Below are 17565 nucleotides of genomic sequence, written 5' to 3'. Positions count from 1 at the left end.
GTCAGTTCTGCGATGCGGCCCTGGCGGCCGAGATGATGGCGGGGCGGTCCAGCTTGCCGCTGGCGGTCCGCGGCATGGCGCCTTGCCAGGAATGATAGCGCTGGGGACGCATGTAATGGGGCATGGCGCGGGCGCAATGCGCGGCCAGCGCGGCCTCGTCGCCCTGCGGCAGATAGGTCACGACCGCGTGAACCGCCTGGCCCAGGTCGGCATCCTCGACCCCGAAGGCCACCACGTCGGTGACAAGCCCGCTTTGCGAGATCGCATCCTCGACCTCGGTCGGCGACAGGCGGAAGCCCAGGGTCTTGATCATCTCGTCCATGCGGCTGACGAACCACAGGTCGCCGTCCTCGTCCACGCGCACCAGGTCGCCCGACCAGACCACCGGCTCGTCGCCCAGCAGGTGCGCAAGCTCGGGGCAGGGGCGGATCTTCTGCGCCGTCACCTCGGGCTTTTCCCAATAGCCCATGCTGACCAGCGGCCCGGCATGGACCAGCTCGCCCTGTTCGCCGGGGCCGGCGATGCCCTCGCCATGCTTGATGGCGAAGACCTGCGCGTTCGGGATCTGCCGGCCAATCGAGCCCATCTTGGCCGCGAATTTCGCCGGCGGCAGATAGGTCGAGCGGAACGCCTCGGTCAGCCCATACATCAGGTAGATGTCGACGCCCGGAAACACCTGCGGCAGCAGTTTCAGGATGTTCGGGGGGATCTTGCCGCCGGTGTTGGTGATGCGCCGCAGCGCCGGCAGTTCGGTCGGCCGGTCCACCAGCAGCCGCACGATCTGGTTCCACAAGGGCGGCACCCCGGCGATCCCCGTCACCGATTCGGCCTGGGCCATGCGGATGATCTCGGCCGGCATGGTCAGCGGCTGATGCACCACCGTCCCGCCGGTCAGCAGCATGGTGGTCAGCTGGTTCAGCCCGGCGTCGAAGCTGTAGGGCAGCACCGAAAGCAGCCGGTCGCTTTCGTCCAGCCCCAGGTAGTCCGCGACCGAGATGGCGCCCACGCGGATATTGCGATGGCTGAGCATCACCCCCTTGGGCGCGCCGGTCGAGCCCGAGGTGTAGATGATCATCGCCAACCCGCGCGGGTCGGATTCGTCGGGCGCGGAAGCCCGGTCGGCGCCAAGCGCCCCCCAGGGGTCCGCGCCCTGGACAAGGCCCTCGGCCTTGCCCTGAACAAGATAGGCCGTGCCCTCGGGCAAGGCATGTTCGCCCACCAGCGCCTCCAGCGCGTTGCGGGGCAGGATCGCTGCGCGCGCCTGGCTGTCGCGGGCGACATAGGCCAGCTGCGCGGGCGTCCAGCGGATGTTCACGTTGATGACCACGGCGCCCATCTTCCAGGCGCCGAACATGGCCGCGACCTCGTCGATGCCCTTGCGCAGATGCACGATCACCCGGTCGCCGGGACGGATGCCGCGCCCGACCAGCCAGTCGGCCACGCGCCCCGCCTCGGCCGCGAGTTCGGCGTAGCTGACCGAGCGGCCCTGGTCCACCGCGGCGATCTTGTCGGCGCGGGCGGGCAGGTTGTCGGCCAGAAGACGCCACATGCTGCAGTCGAAATCGTCACTCATTCTCGGGGGCCTTCTTCTTGGCGGCAAAGATCGGCAGGCTGGGATAGATCTTGGCGGGCGAGCCGATCACCACCGAATCCGGCGGCACGTTGGTCGTCACCGCGGTATTGGCGCCGATCCGCACCCGGTCGCCGATGGTGATCGGCCCCAGCACGCAGGAATTCACCCCGATGAACACATCATCGCCGATCACCGGCGCGCCGGGGCCCATGTTGGTGCCGATGGTGACGTTGTGCATCACCCCGCAGCGGTCGCCGATCACCACGTCGGGATGGATCGACAGCGAGCCCTCGGCATGGATGATGTGGAAGTCGCGCCCCAGCCGCACCTGCGGCGGGATCCAGACCTTGGTCACGTTCAGGATCAGGATCCGCATCAGCGCATAGGGCTTGCCGGCCAGCCAGCGCAGCAGCGGGTTCTTCAGCCCGATGGCCCAGCGGCCATAGCGATAGACAGCTAGCGAGACGAAGGCGGGCTCGGTCAGCGAACGGCCGTGTCTTTTGTAGTCATCCCGGAGAGTTTCGAACATCACCATGCACTTGCTTAATCACTTCGGCGGGAAATAAAGCTCGCCCGCCCCCATATTCCGATGTCTCGCGGCAAACTCAACCTGACTGTTAGGACGGGTTTCAGGCGGTTTGCGCCGCGATCAGGTCGAGCGTGCGCCGGATCTGGTCCCATTCCACCCGGTAGCCGCGGGCGGTGCCCGACCCCACCACCATGGCGTAATGCTGCTGCCAGCAATCCGTCAGCAGCTTGAGCGAGGTCGTCACCCGGTCCGCCGGCTGCAGGGTCAGCACCGTGCCGCCCGGCGCCATGGCGATGACGCCATGGGCAAGCTGGCTGCCCTCGACCCCCGCCACGATCCGCGCCGCGCCGGCAGCCTGGGCCAGTTCGTCGGCGTCGTGGCGGTCGATGTAGAGCGTGCGAAAGCCGTATTCGACCTCGAGCCGCTCGGCGATCTCGGCCTCGTTCTCCAGGATGCGGGCATCGCCGCTGGCGCCGCGGAAGATGAAGACGCCGGGCAGGGGCTCCAGCGCCCGGCCCTGAAGGACCAGCGCGCGGTTGCGCTGCGCGCGGCCGCGGCGGTGGCTGTTGCTTTGCAGGTCGTCGAACAGGACCAACTCGTCGAAATGCACGTCGCCGATGCGCCGGGGCGCCATGCCCAGCAATTTCTCGTAGCGCGCGATATGGCCGCCGCGCAGCGGGGCGGAGGTCACCGGCGCCCCCGCCTCTTCGGCCAGGCGATAGGCAAGGCAATCGTTCAGCAGCCAGTTGCCGAACCAGCGGTTGCCGATCCAGCTTTCGTAAAGCGCGCCCGTCAGGCTTTCGCGCGGCCGGGCATAGCCCAGGCCCGAGCGCTTGTGCTGGCGCAGGTGGCGTTCGGCCCCGCGCGCATGCAGCACGCCATCGACGAAATCCACGTCGCGGAAGCGATAGCCCAGGGTGGGCGGAATCTGCTCGGCCGGATTGCCCTGCATCTGTTCAAGGATGTCGGGCAGGGAACCGAACTCGGTGCGCGAGATATGCTCGACCTGGTCGGGCAGCCAGATGCCCGGCATGACCTCGCCCACCTCGGCCGGGCAGATCTCCCATCGCTCGACGGCGGTGGCAAAGAAATCCGCGGGGCCCAGGCCGGCAAGGCGGCGCAGGCGGTTATGGGTCGGTCTGAGGGAATGCATGGCGGCTCGGCTGGCAGGGTCGGGTGGAGTGTGCGGTCGCGCGGCGGCGGGCGCAAGAGACAGAATGCGCCGTTCAGTTCGGACCCGGCCCTTTCAGCGCCGCGACCAGCGCCTGCGCGATCGTCGCGTGATCCTCGGCCGAGGGGTGCCACAGGCAGGCGTTGCGCTGCGGATCGCCCAGGACGACCAGGCGGTTGGCCAGGCCCCGGCCGTCCAGCAGAGCCGAGGCGGTCCGATGCGCCTCGACCAGTTCGGGCCCGTATTCGCCGAAGGCCAGCAGCACCAGGGTCGCGCCGGGGTTTTCCTGCGCGCGGGCGGTGGCGAAATCGGCCAGCGCCGGGCCGAACTCGTGGCGCAGCTGGCCCATGTCGCTCCAGCGTTCGCCGGGGGCGAGTTCCGAGCCGAACACGTTCGAGCCCAGCCCGATGACGACGATGTCCGCCTTGCGCTCCGGCAGGGCCGGCGCATCCGGCTGTCCCGGCAGGGCCAGGGGATAAAGCCGGTCCATGGTGCGGTCGGGCTCGGCGCCGCCGTAGTTGCGCAAAAGCCCGATGCCCGAGCGCGCGACGATGCGGTAATCCGCACCCAGCGCCGCCGCGACCTGCGGGCCGAAGCTGCGGCTGGTGTCGGTCGCGGCATAGATCTCCTCAGCCTCGCAATCGCGGCGGCTGGCGGTATTGGCAAAGCCGACGGTGTCGGAATCGCCGATGAACTCGATCAGCCGCGGTGCCGGGGGGGGCGGAGGCAGCGCCTGGGCCGAATCGTCCAGGAAGAAGCCGCCGAAAAGCGCCGGGCCGCTCGATTCGCTGATCTTCTCGGCGCGGATCTGATGCGGGCCGGGCGCAAGGCCGCGGATATGCAGATCCTGCCGGCCGGGGCGCGAGACCTCGACCGCCTTGCCGTCCAGCGTCACGCGCCAGCGATTGAGCGCATCGTCGAATCGCAGCACGATCCCGGTGCCCTGAAACCGCGCCGAGGCGTGAAAGCCCGGCCATTCATGGCGATAGCCCAGGCCCGAGGGATCAGCGGCCGCGCGCCCCGTCGCCTGGGCGGGCAGGGCGGTCCATCCGGGCCGCGGTGGGCCGAGTTCCGCCTGGAATCCCGCGTCCCCGGCCAGGCTCAGCGCCGGCACCGGCGTCGCCGGGCGCGGCGGTTCGGGCCAGGCCAGGAAAGCGGCCCCCGCGCCCAGGGCGACGACCAGGACCGCCGCGCCGATCCGCCTTGTCCAGACTGCACCCATGACCGCCCACCCAAAACCTCGGCGCCGATCCTGACCAAGCCGGGCCGGCAAGTCCAGCGGCCAGCCGCTCAGCCGCGGAATCGGGCCAGGATTCGGATCGCGTCCCGCATGTCATGGGGGTGGTTGCCGATGAAAAAGCCGTTGCGGTCGATCTCGTCCGCATGGGTCATCGGCCCGTGCAGGCTGTGGTCCATCAGCCGCAGCACGGGATTGCCGGTGAAATTGCCGCTGACGATGGGCCGGGTCTCGAATCCCAGCGCGCCGAGCCGCGCCAGGACCTCGCGCCGGCCAAGCCCGCATTCGGGGCGCAGCACCAGCGCAAAGCCGAACCAGCTGCTTTCCCCGATCTCGCGCTGGATGCGAAACAGCGGGTGATCGGCCATCGCCTCGACCCATCGCGCGCCGTTCTCGCGCCGCGCCGCGACCAGCCGCGGCAGCTTTTCCAGCTGCGCCCGGCCCAGGGCGCCCGACATCTCCAGCGGGCGCAGGTTGTAGCCGGGCAGGACGAAGCGAAAGCTTTCCTCGAAGGGATCCTCGCCCTTCTCGCCGGTCACGCGGTTCCATCTGGGCAGGTCGCGCGTCCAGCCATGCGCCCGCAGCGCCAGCAGGATGTGGTAAAGCTCTTCGTCGTCGGTGACGACCAGCCCGCCCTCCATGGTCGAGATGTGGTGCGAGAAGAAGGTCGAGAACGTCCCCATCACCCCGAAGGTGCCGGCCTGGCGCCCGGCGAAGGTCGCGCCCATGGATTCGCAATTATCCTCGATCAGCAGGATGCGGCGGGTGCCGATCAGCGAACGGATCGCATCGAAATCGTTGGGATTGCCCAGCAGGTTCACCGCCATGACGGCGCGGGTCCGGTCGTCGATGGCCGCGGCCAGCGCGGCAAGGTCGTAGTTCAGCGTCTCGCGGTCGATGTCCACGAATTTCAGGTGCAGCCCGTATTGGTGCAGCGGAAAGAAGCTGGTGGACCAGGACACCGCCGGCACGATCACCTGGTCGCCCGGCATCAGCCGCGAGGCCGGGTCTTGCCGGTAGCGCAGCGCCGCCACCATGGCGAGATTGGCCGATGAGCCCGAATTGACCATCACTGCATGGCGGCTGCCGGCGAAGCGGGCGAACTCGGCCTCGAAGGCCGCGACCTCGGGGCCCATGGTAAAGCGGCCCGAGGCGATCACCCGCTGCAGGGCGTCCCGCTCGGCTTCGTCCCAGCTGGAGCTTGCCAGGGGAAAGCGGTTCATGGCTGCTGCTCCAGATACCAGGCATAGGTGGCGGCGATGCCCTCGGCCAGGCCGATCCGCGGCGCCCAGCCCCAGGCCGCCTGCCGCGCCACGGACAGAAGCTTGCGCCGCATGCCCACGGGCTTGCCGAGGTCGTGGACAAAGCGGCCCTGCCAGCCCACCACCCCGGCCACGATGCGGTAATAATCCTCGATCGCGTGATCCACCCCCGGCCCGACGTTCATCACCGCCGGCACGGCCGAGGGATCGGCCAGCGCGCGCAGGATCGCATCCGCCAGGTCGCCCGCATGCATGAACTCGCGCCGGGCCTGGCCGTCGCCCCAGATCTCGACCCTGTCGCGGCCCTCGATCCTGGCGCGGTGGATCTTGTGGATGATCGCCGGCAGCAGATGCGACCGCCCTGGGTCGAACGTGTCGAAAGGGGCCGTAGAGGTTGCAGGGGATCAGCGTGCGCCATTGCAAGGCGGGGTTCTCGCGGCAGGCATGGTCCACCAGCCGCATCGCCATGATCTTGGCCAGGGCATAGCCCTCGTTGCTGGGCTCGAGCGGGCCGGTCAGGATCTGTTCCTCGGCCAGGTCGCGGTGCAGGTCGCGCGGATAGACGCAGCTCGAACTCAGGTTCAGCAGCACCGGAACGCCGATCTCGCGGCAGGCGGTGATCAGGTTCAGCCCGATGCGGGCGTTCTCGGCCAGATACCGCAGCGGCTCGGCCATGTTGGCCTGGATGCCGCCGACGACGCCCGCGGCATGGACCACGGCGTCGGGACGATGCCGCGCCAGCCAGTCCCGCAGCGCGACCGCGTCGCACAGGTCCAGCTCGGCGCGGGCAGGCGCCAGCACCTGCCAGGCGGCGATGCCGGGATGGGCGCGCAGGTTCGACCCCACCATGCCATGGCCGCCGGTGACGAAGAGCCGCGCCATCTATCCCACCTCTCCCGCGACGGCCGGACCCAGCCCATGCCGCCTGAGCAGCGCATGCTGCCGCGCCGCCCGCAGGTCGGCGGCGACCATCTCGGCGATCATCTCGCGCAGCCCGGTCCGGGGGCGCCAGCCCAGCCGGCGATGCGCCTTGCCGGCATCGCCCAGCAGGCTGGCCACCTCGGCCGGGCGGAAATACCGCGGATCGACCCGCATCACCACGTCGCCGGGATGCAAGGCCGGCGCCCGCTCGCCCGCGACCGAGGCGACCAGGGCGAACTCATCCACGCCCGAGCCGCGAAATTCCAGCGCGATGCCCAGCTCCGCGGCGGCCCAGGTCAGGAACTGGCGCACGGAATGCTGCTCGCCGGTGGCGATGACGTAGTCGTCGGGCGCGTCGGATTGCAGCATCAGCCATTGCATGCGCACGTAGTCGCGGGCATGGCCCCAGTCGCGCAGCGCGTCCAGGTTGCCCAGATAAAGGCAGCCGCCGATCCCCTGGGCCAGGTTGGCCAGCCCGCGGGTGATCTTGCGGGTGACGAAGGTCTCGCCGCGGCGCGGGCTCTCGTGGTTGAACAGGATGCCGTTGCAGGCGAAAAGCCCATAGGCCTCGCGATAGTTCACCGTGATCCAATAGGCATAGAGCTTGGCCACGGCATAGGGGCTGCGCGGGTGAAAGGGCGTGCGTTCGGTCTGCGGCGTCTCGCGCACCAGCCCGTAAAGCTCGGAACTCGACGCCTGGTAGAACCGCGTCGCCCGCTCCAGCCCCAGGAAGCGGATCGCCTCCAGCAGCCGCAGCGTCCCCAGCGCATCGACATCGGCGGTATATTCCGGCGCCTCGAAGCTGACCGCGACATGGGATTGCGCGCCCAGGTTATAGACCTCGTCCGGCCGCACCTCGGCCATGATCCGGGTCAGGTTCGAGGCATCGCCCAGGTCGCCGTAATGCAGCAGGAAGCGCGGCGCGACCTCGTGCGGATCCTGGAAGATGTGATCGACGCGCCGGGTGTTGAAGCTCGAGGCGCGGCGCTTGATGCCATGCACCTCATAGCCCTTTTCCAGCAGGAACTCGGCCAGGTAGGATCCGTCCTGACCCGTGACCCCGGTAATCAGCGCTTTCTTCACCATGAACCGCCCACTCTTGAACCACCACAACAACAACCACGACAAGGCCCGCGCCGCCCGGCCCCGCCGACACCGCGCGCAGGGCAGGGGGCGTTCCGTTCACCAGACACACATGCGGCCAAGCCGCCTGGGCAAAGGGCGCCGCCTGGGCGCCGCCCGCCATGTTTCTCCGTTGCCCAAATACCCAGGCAACCGTTCCGCCGCGCGCGGCCGCGCCTATTTCGCGGCCCTATTTCGCGGCGTCGAAGACCGGCTGGTAGATCTCCTTCAGCCGCGCCACCGCCTCCTGCGGCGAGACCTCGATCGATTCGCCGCTGCGGCGCGAGGTCAGCTCGACCTTGTTCGCCGCCAGCCCGCGCGGCCCGACGGTGATGCGCCAGGGCAGGCCGATCAGGTCCATGGTGGCGAATTTCGCCCCCGCCCGCTCGTCGCGGTCGTCGTAGAGCGGGTCCAGCCCCTGCGCCTTCAGCTCGGCGTAAAGCGCCTCGCAGGCGCCGTCGGTCGAGGCGTCGCCCTGTTTGAGGTTGACGATCCCGGCATGGAAGGGCGTCACCCCCTCGGGCCAGACGATGCCCTTGTCGTCATGGCTGGCCTCGATGATCGCGCCCAGAAGGCGGCTGACGCCGATCCCGTGCGAGCCCATGTGAACCGGCACGCGTGCGCCGTCGGGGCCGACCACGGTGGCGCCCATCGGCTCGGAATACTTGGTGCCGAAATAGAAGATCTGCCCGACCTCGATGCCGCGGGCCTGGCGCCGCCGCGCCTCGGGGACCTGCTCGAACAGCGCCGCGTCATGGGTCTCGTCGGTGCGGGCATAGCGGCTGGTGAATTCCTCCAGCACGGCCTGGCATTGCGCGACATCGTCGTAGTCGATGGCGCGGTCGCCGAATTTCAGGTCGGTGATCTCGCTGTCGTAGAACACCTCCGACTCGCCGGTCTCGGCCAGCACCAGGAACTCATGCGTATAATCGCCGCCGATCGGCCCGCCGTCGGCGCGCATCGGGATCGCCTGCAGGCCCATGCGCTCGTAGCTGCGCAGATAGCTGACCAGATGCCGGTTATAGGCGTGCAGCGCGTCTTCCTTGGTCAGGTCGAAATTGTAGCCGTCCTTCATCAGGAACTCGCGCCCGCGCATGACGCCGAAGCGGGGGCGGATCTCGTCGCGGAACTTCCACTGGATGTGATACAGCGTCAGCGGCAGGTCCTTGTAGCTGTTCACATGGCTGCGGAAGATGTCGGTGATCATCTCCTCGTTCGTGGGCCCGTAAAGCAGGTCGCGCTTGTGGCGGTCGCGGATGCGCAGCATCTCTTCGCCGTAATCGTCGTAGCGGCCGCTTTCGCGCCACAGGTCGGCGGGCTGCAGCGTCGGCATCAGCATGGCGATATGGCCGGCGCGGGCCTGTTCCTCATGCACGATCTGCTCGATGCGGCGCAGCACCTTGAAGCCCAGCGGCAGCCAGGAATAGATGCCGGCCGCCTGCTGCTTGATCATGCCGGCGCGCAGCATCAGCCGGTGGCTGACGATCTGGGCCTCTTTGGGGTCTTCCTTCAGGACGGGCATGAAATAGCGCGACAGACGCATGGCGAAATCCTCATGATGGCCGGCACGGGTTAGCGGATCGCGGATAGCGGGGCAACGCCCTTCCTTGCAAGCCGCGCCGCGACCGTCCACATAGGAAGCCGAACGCGGGGACGGGAGCGACGAGACCCATGCAATTGCCGGTGCAGAAACAGATCCTGTATTGGGGCGGCGCGCTGGCCGTGCTGCTGTTGGCGCTTTGGGGGGTGGGCAATGCCGTCACGCCCTTCATCATGGGCGCGGCCGTGGCCTATCTCTTCGATCCCCTGGCCGACCGGCTCGAGCGGCTGGGCCTGTCGCGCACCGCCTCGGTGGTCATCATCACGCTTTGCGGGCTCTTGCTGGTGGTGGCGCTGTTTCTGCTGCTGGTGCCGGTGCTGGTGCGCCAGACCACCGCGCTGATCGAGACCGCGCCCGAGATGTTCCAGCGCCTCCAGCAGTTCCTGATGACCCGGTTCCCCGAGATCTTCACCGAGGGCAGCCCGGTCAACAGCGCGCTTGCCAACATGGGCCAGCAGATCAGCGAGCGGGGCGGGCAGCTGGTCAGCACCGTGCTGGGCTCGGTCATGGGCGTGGTCAGCATGGTCATGCTGATCGTGATCGTGCCGGTCGTCGCCTTCTACCTGCTGCTCGACTGGGACAACATGGTCGACCGGCTGGACGAGCTTCTGCCGCGCCAGCATGCCGGCACCATCCGCCGGCTGGGACACGAGATCGACGCGGCGCTGTCGGGATTCGTGCGCGGGCAGGGCATGGTGATCCTGATCCTGGGCACCTTCTATTCGGTCTGCCTGGCGCTGATCGGCCTGCCCTTCGGCATCGCGATCGGGGTGATCGCCGCCTCGTTGTCCTTCATCCCCTATGTCGGCGTGCTGGTCGGCGGCGCTACCGCCATCGGCGTCGCGCTGTTCTCCTTCTGGGGCGAGCCGGTCTGGATCGGCGCGGTGATCGCGGTCTTCGTCCTGGGCCAGATCGTCGAGGGCAACTACCTGCAACCCAAGATCGTCGGCGGCCATGTCGGGCTGCATCCGGTCTGGCTGATGCTGGCCCTGACCGTCTTCGGCACGCTCTTCGGCTTCGTCGGCCTGCTCATCGCCGTGCCGGCGGCGGCGGCGCTGGGGGTGCTGGTCCGCTTTGCCGTCGCCCGCTACAAGGAAAGCGCGCTCTATACCGGGCGCGAGGTGCCCTCGCCCCCCGCGCCGCCGACCATGGTCGAGCTGGTGCCGCGCGGCACGACCGAGCGTGCGCGCCAGCTGGCGCAGATGTCGCGCGACGTGGCCGTGGCGCAGATCCAGCGCGACGAGCATCTGGCGCATCTGCTGGAGGAACACCAGCACCGCCAGCAGGCCGGCGAGGTTCCCGATGCCGAGGGCCCGCCTTCGCCCTCCGATCTGTGGGCCGAGACGCGCGACCACCTGCGCGGCAAGGACCGCTGAACGGTGGCCAGACAATTGACCCTGGACCTGACGATGCCGCCGGCCTCGTCGCGCGACGACTTCCTGATCACCGCGGCCAATCGCGATGCGCTGGCGATGCTGGACGCGCCGGGCCGCTGGCCGCAGGGCCGGCTGTTGCTGATCGGCGGTCCGGGATCGGGCAAGACGCATCTGGTCGGCTTCTGGGCGGTCGAGCATGGCGCCCATGTCAGCCACGGCTGGACGCTGACCCCCGAAAGCGTGGACGATCTGGTCCGCCCCGGCGCCGCGCTGGTCATCGAGGACGCGCATGAGATCGGCGGCAATCCCGTCGCCGAACAGGGCCTGTTCCACCTGTGGAACCTGGCCGGCGCGCGGGGGGCGCTGCTTCTCATCACCGCGCAGGCGCCGCCGCGCGACTGGGGCGTGGCGCTGCCCGACCTGCGCTCGCGGCTGGAGACGGCGGCGCAGGCGATCCTGGGCCCGCCCGACGACGCGCTGCTGCCGGCGGTGCTGGTCAAGCTGTTCGCCGACCGCCAGATCCAGGTGGCGCCCGAGGTGGTGGACTGGCTTTCGCTGCGCATGGAGCGCGACCTGGACCTGGCCCGCCGCCTGGTCGCCGCCATCGACCGCGAATCGCTGGCCGACCGCCGCGCCATCACCCGGCGGCTGGCGGCCGAGCTTCTGGACAAGCTGGCCCCCGCCGACGCATGATCGCCCCGCATTTTCCCCGAAGTCCCGTGACATGACCCAGGCCGATTTCCTGAAATCCCCCTTTCCCGCCCCGCGCGATCTGCCCGACGGCCCGCCCGAGGGCGCCGCGCGCTTCTTCAACCGCGAGATCAGCTGGCTCGCCTTCAACTGGCGTGTGCTGGACGAGGCGCGCAACCCGCGCGTGCCGCTGCTCGAGCGGCTGCGCTTCCTGTCGATCTCGGCCACCAATCTCGACGAGTTCTACACCGTGCGCGTGGCCGGCCTGCGCGAACTGGTCCGCGAAGGCAACACCACCCTGTCCGACGACGGGCTGACCGCGGCCGAGCAGCTGGCGCTGGTCAATGCCGATGCGCGCCGGCTGATGGGCGCGCAGCAGGCGGTCTGGAACGGCCTGCGCCGCGAGATGGAACAGGCCGACATCGCCATCCTGTCGCGCGGCCGCGTCACCCGCGCCGAGGAAGAGTTCCTGCGCCGGCATTTCATGGAGCAGGTGTTCCCGGTGGTCTCGCCCCTGGCCATAGACCCGGCGCATCCCTTTCCCTTCATCCCCAACACCGGCTTTTCGCTGGCGCTGGAACTGGCGCGGGAAAGCGACGGGCGGCAGATGCAGGCGCTGGTGCCCATCCCCCAGCAGATCGCCCGCTTCATCCCGCTGCCGGGCGGCAAGCGCTTCCTGCGGCTGGAAGACCTGCTGCTGATGCATCTGCCGAGCCTGTTCCCCGGCTATCGCGACATCGGCCATTGCGCCTTCCGCGTGCTGCGCGACAGCGACCTGGAGGTCGAGGAAGAGGCCGAAGACCTGGTGCGCGAGTTCGAGACGGCGCTGAAGCGCCGCCGCCGCGGCTCGGTCATCCGGCTGAAGATCACCGCCGGCGCGCCCGACCGGCTGCGCCGGGTCATCATGCAGGAGCTGGAGGTCGATCCCGAGGAGGTGGTCGAGGTCGAGGGCCTTCTGGGCATGGCCGACCTGCGCGAACTGGTGCTGGACGGGCGGCGCGACCTGCAATGGCCGGGCTTCACCCCGCGGGTGCCGGAACGGGTGCAGGACCACGACGGCGACATGTTCGCCGCGATCCGGCAAAAGGACATGCTGCTGCACCACCCCTACGAGACCTTCGACATGGTGGTGCGCTTCCTGGCGCAGGCGGCGCGCGACCCGGACGTGCTGGCGATCAAGCAGACGCTTTACCGCACCTCGCGCGACAGCCCCATCGTGGACGCGCTCTGCGAGGCGGCCGAATCGGGCAAGTCGGTGACGGCGCTGGTCGAGCTGAAGGCCCGCTTCGACGAGGCCGCGAACATCCGCCAGTCGCGGCGGCTGGAACGCTCGGGCGCGCATGTCGTCTATGGCTTCATGCAATACAAGACCCATGCCAAGATCAGCGCCGTGGTGCGGCGCGAGGGCGACCAGCTTGTGACCTATACCCATTTCGGCACCGGCAACTATCACCCGATCACCGCGCGCATCTATACCGACCTGTCGCTGTTCACCTGCGACCCGGCGCTGGGGCGAGATGCCTCCAAGGTGTTCAATTTCCTGTCCGGCTACGTTCAGCCCGAGGGGCTGGAGAACATCGCCATCTCGCCCATCGACCTCAAGGAGCGGCTGCTGGAGCTGATCGCGCGCGAGGCCGATTTCGCCAGCCGCGGCCGCCCGGCCGAGATCTGGGCCAAGATGAACAGCCTGATCGACAAGGACGTGATCGAGGCGCTTTACGCCGCAAGCCAGGCGGGGGTCAGGATCAACCTGGTGATCCGCGGCATCTGCGGGCTGCGGCCGGGTATCGCGGGCCTGTCCGACAACATCAGGGTGAAATCCATCGTCGGCCGCTTCCTGGAACATTCCCGCATCGTCTGCTTCGGCAATGGCTTCGGCCTGCCCTCCAAGCGCGCGCGGGTCTTCATCAGCTCGGCCGACTGGATGGGGCGCAACCTGAACCGCCGGGTCGAGGCGCTGGTGGAATGCTTCAACGAGACGGTGAAGGCGCAGATCACCAGCCAGGTCATGGCCGCCAACATGGCCGACGAGGCGCAAAGCTGGCTTCTGCAACCCGACGGGCGCTATCTGCGCTATCTGCCGGCCGGGCGCGACGACCTGTTTTCCTGTCACAAGTTCTTCATGGAAAACCCCTCATTGTCGGGGCGCGGCAGCGCGGGCGCGCGTGACGTTCCGGCGCTGATGCACTCGACGGATTGACGCAAGGAGGCAATTGCCCCATCCAAAGCGCGCGACCGGCTTGGTAACGGAATCGAGAGGAACCCGATGAACGGCATCGTGACCGCAAGCGGAGAAACCATCGAACCCTTCGGACGCTCGCTGTTCGAACGCGCCTCGGAACGCGCGCTCAGCCGGGTCGGCGTGGTCGACGTGGGCTCGAACTCGATCCGCATGGTGGTGTTCGACGGGGCGGCGCGCTCGCCGGCCTATTTCTACAACGAAAAGGTCATGGCCGGGCTGGGCTCGGGCCTGGCCACCACCGGCCGGCTGAACCCCGAAGGCGTGCGCCGCGGCATGGCCGCCCTGCGCCGCTTTGCGGTGCTGGCCGACAGCATGGGCATCAAGCCGCTGACCTGCGTCGCGACCGCCGCCGTGCGCGAGGCCGAGGACGGCCCCGCCTTCCACAAGGCGGTCGAGAAGGAGACCGGGCTGAAGCTCTGGGTCATCGACGGCGAGGAAGAGGCGCGGCTTTCCGCGCAGGGCGTGCTGCTGGGCTGGCCGGATGCCAAGGGGCTGGTCTGCGACATCGGCGGCAACTCGATGGAACTGGCCGAGGTGGCGAACGGCAAGGTCGGCGGCCGCATCTCGACGCCCCTGGGCCCGTTCCGGCTGCAGCAGGTCAAGGGCGGCGCCGCGGGCCTGCGCGACCATATCCGCGATGCGATCGAGCGGGCGGCCGAGCGGCTGGGCCGCGGGCACGAACAGATCTACCTGGTCGGCGGCTCGTGGCGGGCCATCGCGCGGCTGGACATGGAGCGGGCGAAATACCCGATGACCGTGCTGCACGAATATCGCATGTCGCCGCAGGCCGTCGCCGACACGGTGAAATGGATCGGCGAGCGCAGCGTGGCCGAGATGCGGGCGATGACCGGCATCTCGCAAAGCCGGATGGAGCTGGTGCCGCTGGCCAGCCAGGTGCTGCGCCAACTGGTGCAAAGCCTCAAGCCGAAATCGCTGGCCGTCTCTTCCTACGGCATCCGCGAGGGGCTGCTTTACGAACAGATGCCGGCCGGGCTGCGCTCGCGCGATCCGCTGATCGAGGCGGCGCGCTTTGCCGAGCGGCAGATGGCGCGGATGCCGGGTTTCGGCAAGAAGCTCTACCAGTTCCTGGAGCCGCTGTTCGGCGACCTGCCGCCCGAGCGCGACCGGCTGGTCCGGGCGGCCTGCCTTTTGCACGACACCACCTGGCGCACCCATCCCGATTATCGCGCCGATGCCTGTTTCGACAATGTCACGCGGGCCAACATGGCGGCGCTGTCGCATCCCGAACGGGTGTTCCTGGGCCTGTCGCTGCTGCACCGCTACAAGAACAGCCGCGCCAATTCGCCCATGGCGCCGCTGTTCGCGCTGCTCTCGGAAAAGGAGATCCGCGAGGCCGAGGTTCTGGGCAAGGCGCTGCGCTTCGGCGCCATGTTCTCGGTCAAGGATCCGGCCGAAGCGGGCACGCTGAAGCTGCAGCGCAAGAAGAAGCTTCTGGAGCTGAAGCTGACCCGGACCGGGCGCGCGCTGATGGGCGAGGTGGCCGAGGCCCGCTTCCGCTCGCTTGCCGATGCGCTGGAGGTCACGCCGGTCGTCACCGGAGGCTGAGGGGGATTCCCGCATAGCGGGAATCCTGTCCGAATGGACAACTTTACCGTGCGGTGCGGCTGTGGCATTTCCCTGCGCATGGGGGCGACGATCCTTGTGTGCCTTTGCCGAGTGTCCGGTTTCGGATCGGCGCCCCCGCGTCCCGCCAGGCTGGCGCGCGCGTTCAGCCGCCCCAGCTCCGCTCCAGCAGGTCCAGCCAGTTGCGCCAGGCGATCTTTTCGACCAGCTCGCGGCCATAGCCATGCGCCAGCATCGCCTGCACCAGCTTCGGCAGGGCGGCGGCATCGGCCAGATCCTCGGGCATGTCGGCGCCGTCGAAATCCGAACCCAGCGCCACGCCGTCCTCGCCCAGCAATTCCAGCAGGTGGTCCAGGTGGCGCAGCATGACCGCGAACCCCTGCATCGGGTCGCGCCGCCCTTCGGGATGCAGGAAGCCCACGGCAAAGTTCAGCCCGACGAGGCCGCGCGATTCGGCGATCACCCGCAATTGCCGGTCGGTCAGGTTGCGCGAGCTGGGCGCGACGGCATGGGCGCAGCTGTGGCTGGCGACCAGCGGCGCATCCGACAGCCGGGCCACGTCGTCGAAGCCCTTTTCGTTCAGATGCGACAGGTCCAGCATGATGCGCAGCCGGTTGCATGCGCGCACCAGATCCTTGCCCGCATCCGTCAGCCCCGGCCCGGTGTCGGGCGAGGCGGGAAAGGCGAAGGGCACGCCATGGGCATAGCGCGTCGGCCGCGACCAGACCGGCCCCAGCGAGCGCAGCCCCATCGCGTGCCAGACATGCAGCGCATCCAGGTCCGGGATCGGCTCGGCGCCCTCGATGTGCAGGATGGCGGCGATGCGGCCCTGGGCCATGGCCGCGCGGATCTCGGCCGCGGTCCGGCAGATCGCCAGCGTGCCGGTCCGCTCCATCGCCATCAGCTGCCCGGCCTGGGCCAGCGCATGGGGTAGGGCCTGGACCGGCTCCACCTCGGGCGGCAGGGGCAGGGCGAAGGGCGGGTTCTTCTTGAGCATCGCCGCCAGCGCATCGTCGGGGCCGGGCGGCGAGGGCGTCCAGATCGCGAAGAAGCCGCCGGCAAACCCGCCCGCCTTCATCCGCGGCAGGTCCAGATGCCCGTTGCCGTCGCCCTCCAGCCAAAGCCGGTCGCGGCCGGGCCCCGCAGCCACCATGCGCTGCAAGAAATCGTTGTGACCGTCGAAGACCGGAATCATGCTCATGTCCTTTCGCATTGCGCGGCGCAACATGCGCCCGTTATGCGCAGGTCGCAAGCGTGCCGGCGGGGTGCGGCCGGCCAAAGCGGGAAAGGGATCCGGGATGCATGCGACGGGGGATTGGCCGGGGGCGGTCACGGATTTCCTGGAACGGAACCTGCCGGCGCTGGACGACGGAAGCGGCTGGCAGGACATGGCCGTGACCGCCTGCCAGATCGGCTGCGAGGCCCTGGTGGCCCTGGGCCGCGCGGATGCGACGGGCTGGGGCGCAAGCCGCCGCGCCGCGCCCCGGCGGCCGGCGATGCCGCCGCGCTGGGACGATCTTTGCGTCGCGGTGCTGGGGCTGGCGCGCCAGCAGGGGCAGCTGGCCTATCGCCTGCCCGATGGCAGCCCGCCGCCGGAACGGGCCGGGGATTTCATCATCCGCCGCATCGGCGCGCCGCCCCCGCCGCCGCCGAACATCGCGGTGGCGCATGGGCTGGGCCCGGCGCTGGCCCGGCCCGAGCTGCTGGCGCTGCTGGATCGCCTGGGGCTGGTCGCGGACGGCGCCTGGACCCCGGCGGCCCAACCCGTGCTGTGGCGCGTCCAGCCCGGTGCCTGGGGCATGAGGATCGAAGCCGACCCGCGTTTCCGCCAGGCGGCCGAGGCGGCGGTCGCGACGCTGCCGGCCGGGGTCCGGGCCGAGATGGACCGGCTGGTCACGATTACCGACGAGGATGTGGCCCAGGCCATGGCCGCGCAGCAGGCCAGGATCGCCGAAGCGCGGCGGACATACGGCCCCGATGCCCGGATCGCGCCCGCGCGAGGCGCCGAACAGGCGCGCCGCGGCCTGGAGTTCCGCGCGGCGCAGGATCTGGACCGGATCTTTTTCCGGCGCTGGCGGCTCGACGGCGGCTGGCTGTCGGGGGCCGAGGCCGGAGGGGCGCTGGAGGTCTTTCACGACCCCCTGGCCCGGCAGATGCGCCTGGCGGTGACGGACCGGCTTTATCCGGCCTTGGGCTTTCTGCGCCCGGCTCGGGATCGAAAACCCTCTTCCCCCGCGCCGCCGCTGCGCTAAGCTTGG

General features: G+C 69.2%; 14 protein-coding genes and 1 pseudogene. 5 read left to right on the top strand and 10 right to left on the bottom strand.

Annotated features, from left to right (window positions below):
* Window position 1: 1 nt before the first annotated feature.
* The 9 genes and pseudogenes from E3U25_RS05810 to proS all read right to left on the bottom strand — a co-directional run bounded on the left by E3U25_RS05810 (window position 2) and on the right by proS (window position 9358).
* Window positions 2-1573, bottom strand: a complete 1572-nt coding sequence (locus tag E3U25_RS05810; RefSeq protein WP_116220954.1) for an AMP-binding protein — start codon at window positions 1571-1573, stop codon at window positions 2-4.
* A complete protein-coding gene (locus tag E3U25_RS05805; protein ID WP_072462424.1) occupies window positions 1566-2108 on the bottom strand; it encodes a serine O-acetyltransferase in 543 nt (180 codons plus the stop codon). The genes E3U25_RS05810 and E3U25_RS05805 overlap by 8 nt, the downstream gene beginning before the upstream one ends.
* 94 nt (window positions 2109-2202) lie before the next feature.
* Window positions 2203-3255, bottom strand: coding sequence for a glycosyltransferase family 61 protein (locus E3U25_RS05800; RefSeq protein ID WP_116220955.1), 1053 nt, complete (start codon window positions 3253-3255; stop codon window positions 2203-2205).
* A 73-nt stretch (window positions 3256-3328) separates the two neighbouring features.
* Window positions 3329-4495, bottom strand: a complete 1167-nt coding sequence (locus tag E3U25_RS05795; RefSeq protein ID WP_116220956.1) for an SGNH/GDSL hydrolase family protein — start codon at window positions 4493-4495, stop codon at window positions 3329-3331.
* A 68-nt stretch (window positions 4496-4563) separates the two neighbouring features.
* Window positions 4564-5733 carry a DegT/DnrJ/EryC1/StrS family aminotransferase gene (locus E3U25_RS05790; RefSeq protein WP_116220957.1) on the bottom strand — a complete coding sequence of 390 codons (1170 nt, stop codon included), beginning with the start codon at window positions 5731-5733 and terminating at the stop codon, window positions 4564-4566.
* Entirely contained in the window at window positions 5730-6098 is a 369-nt protein-coding gene (locus tag E3U25_RS24910) for an NAD-dependent epimerase/dehydratase family protein (RefSeq protein ID WP_244295113.1), read from the bottom strand. Before E3U25_RS24910 ends, E3U25_RS05790 begins: the two co-directional genes overlap by 4 nt.
* A 103-nt stretch (window positions 6099-6201) precedes the next feature.
* Window positions 6202-6621, bottom strand: a pseudogene (locus E3U25_RS24905) (NAD-dependent epimerase/dehydratase family protein); the annotation flags it as partial.
* Window positions 6622-6654: 33 nt separating this feature from the next.
* Window positions 6655-7779, bottom strand: a complete 1125-nt coding sequence (gmd, locus tag E3U25_RS05780; RefSeq protein WP_181180798.1) for a GDP-mannose 4,6-dehydratase — start codon at window positions 7777-7779, stop codon at window positions 6655-6657.
* A 226-nt stretch (window positions 7780-8005) separates the two neighbouring features.
* Window positions 8006-9358: a proline--tRNA ligase gene (gene proS, locus E3U25_RS05775; protein ID WP_116220958.1), complete on the bottom strand. Its 1353-nt coding sequence runs from the start codon at window positions 9356-9358 to the stop codon at window positions 8006-8008.
* 140 nt (window positions 9359-9498) lie between these two features.
* Here proS and E3U25_RS05770 point away from each other — a divergent pair, with 140 nt between their 5' ends.
* From E3U25_RS05770 to E3U25_RS05755, 4 genes are all read left to right on the top strand, one after another.
* The gene (locus tag E3U25_RS05770; RefSeq protein ID WP_243700203.1) at window positions 9499-10791 is read left to right on the top strand and encodes an AI-2E family transporter; all 1293 of its coding nucleotides are present in this window, start codon (window positions 9499-9501) and stop codon (window positions 10789-10791) included.
* Between the two features lie 3 nt (window positions 10792-10794).
* Entirely contained in the window at window positions 10795-11484 is a 690-nt protein-coding gene (locus tag E3U25_RS05765) for a P-loop NTPase family protein (RefSeq protein ID WP_116220959.1), read from the top strand.
* Window positions 11485-11515: 31 nt separating this feature from the next.
* On the top strand, window positions 11516-13681 hold the full coding sequence (locus tag E3U25_RS05760) for an RNA degradosome polyphosphate kinase (protein WP_036757916.1): 2166 nt from the start codon (window positions 11516-11518) through the stop codon (window positions 13679-13681).
* Between the two features lie 66 nt (window positions 13682-13747).
* Window positions 13748-15289 carry a Ppx/GppA family phosphatase gene (locus E3U25_RS05755; protein WP_036757915.1) on the top strand — a complete coding sequence of 514 codons (1542 nt, stop codon included), beginning with the start codon at window positions 13748-13750 and terminating at the stop codon, window positions 15287-15289.
* 163 nt (window positions 15290-15452) lie between these two features.
* Here E3U25_RS05755 and E3U25_RS05750 read toward each other — a convergent pair whose 3' ends face one another.
* The gene (locus tag E3U25_RS05750; RefSeq protein WP_116221689.1) at window positions 15453-16502 is read right to left on the bottom strand and encodes a dipeptidase; all 1050 of its coding nucleotides are present in this window, start codon (window positions 16500-16502) and stop codon (window positions 15453-15455) included.
* Window positions 16503-16605: 103 nt separating this feature from the next.
* Here E3U25_RS05750 and E3U25_RS05745 point away from each other — a divergent pair, with 103 nt between their 5' ends.
* A complete protein-coding gene (locus E3U25_RS05745; RefSeq protein ID WP_116220960.1) occupies window positions 16606-17559 on the top strand; it encodes a hypothetical protein in 954 nt (317 codons plus the stop codon).
* Window positions 17560-17565 lie beyond the last annotated feature (6 nt).

This window comes from Paracoccus versutus, from assembly GCF_029909795.1.
GTDB classification, from domain to species: Bacteria; Pseudomonadota; Alphaproteobacteria; order Rhodobacterales; family Rhodobacteraceae; genus Paracoccus; species Paracoccus versutus.
Note: the sequence above shows the minus strand (reverse complement) of the source record. Positions and strands in the feature narration are given on the sequence as shown.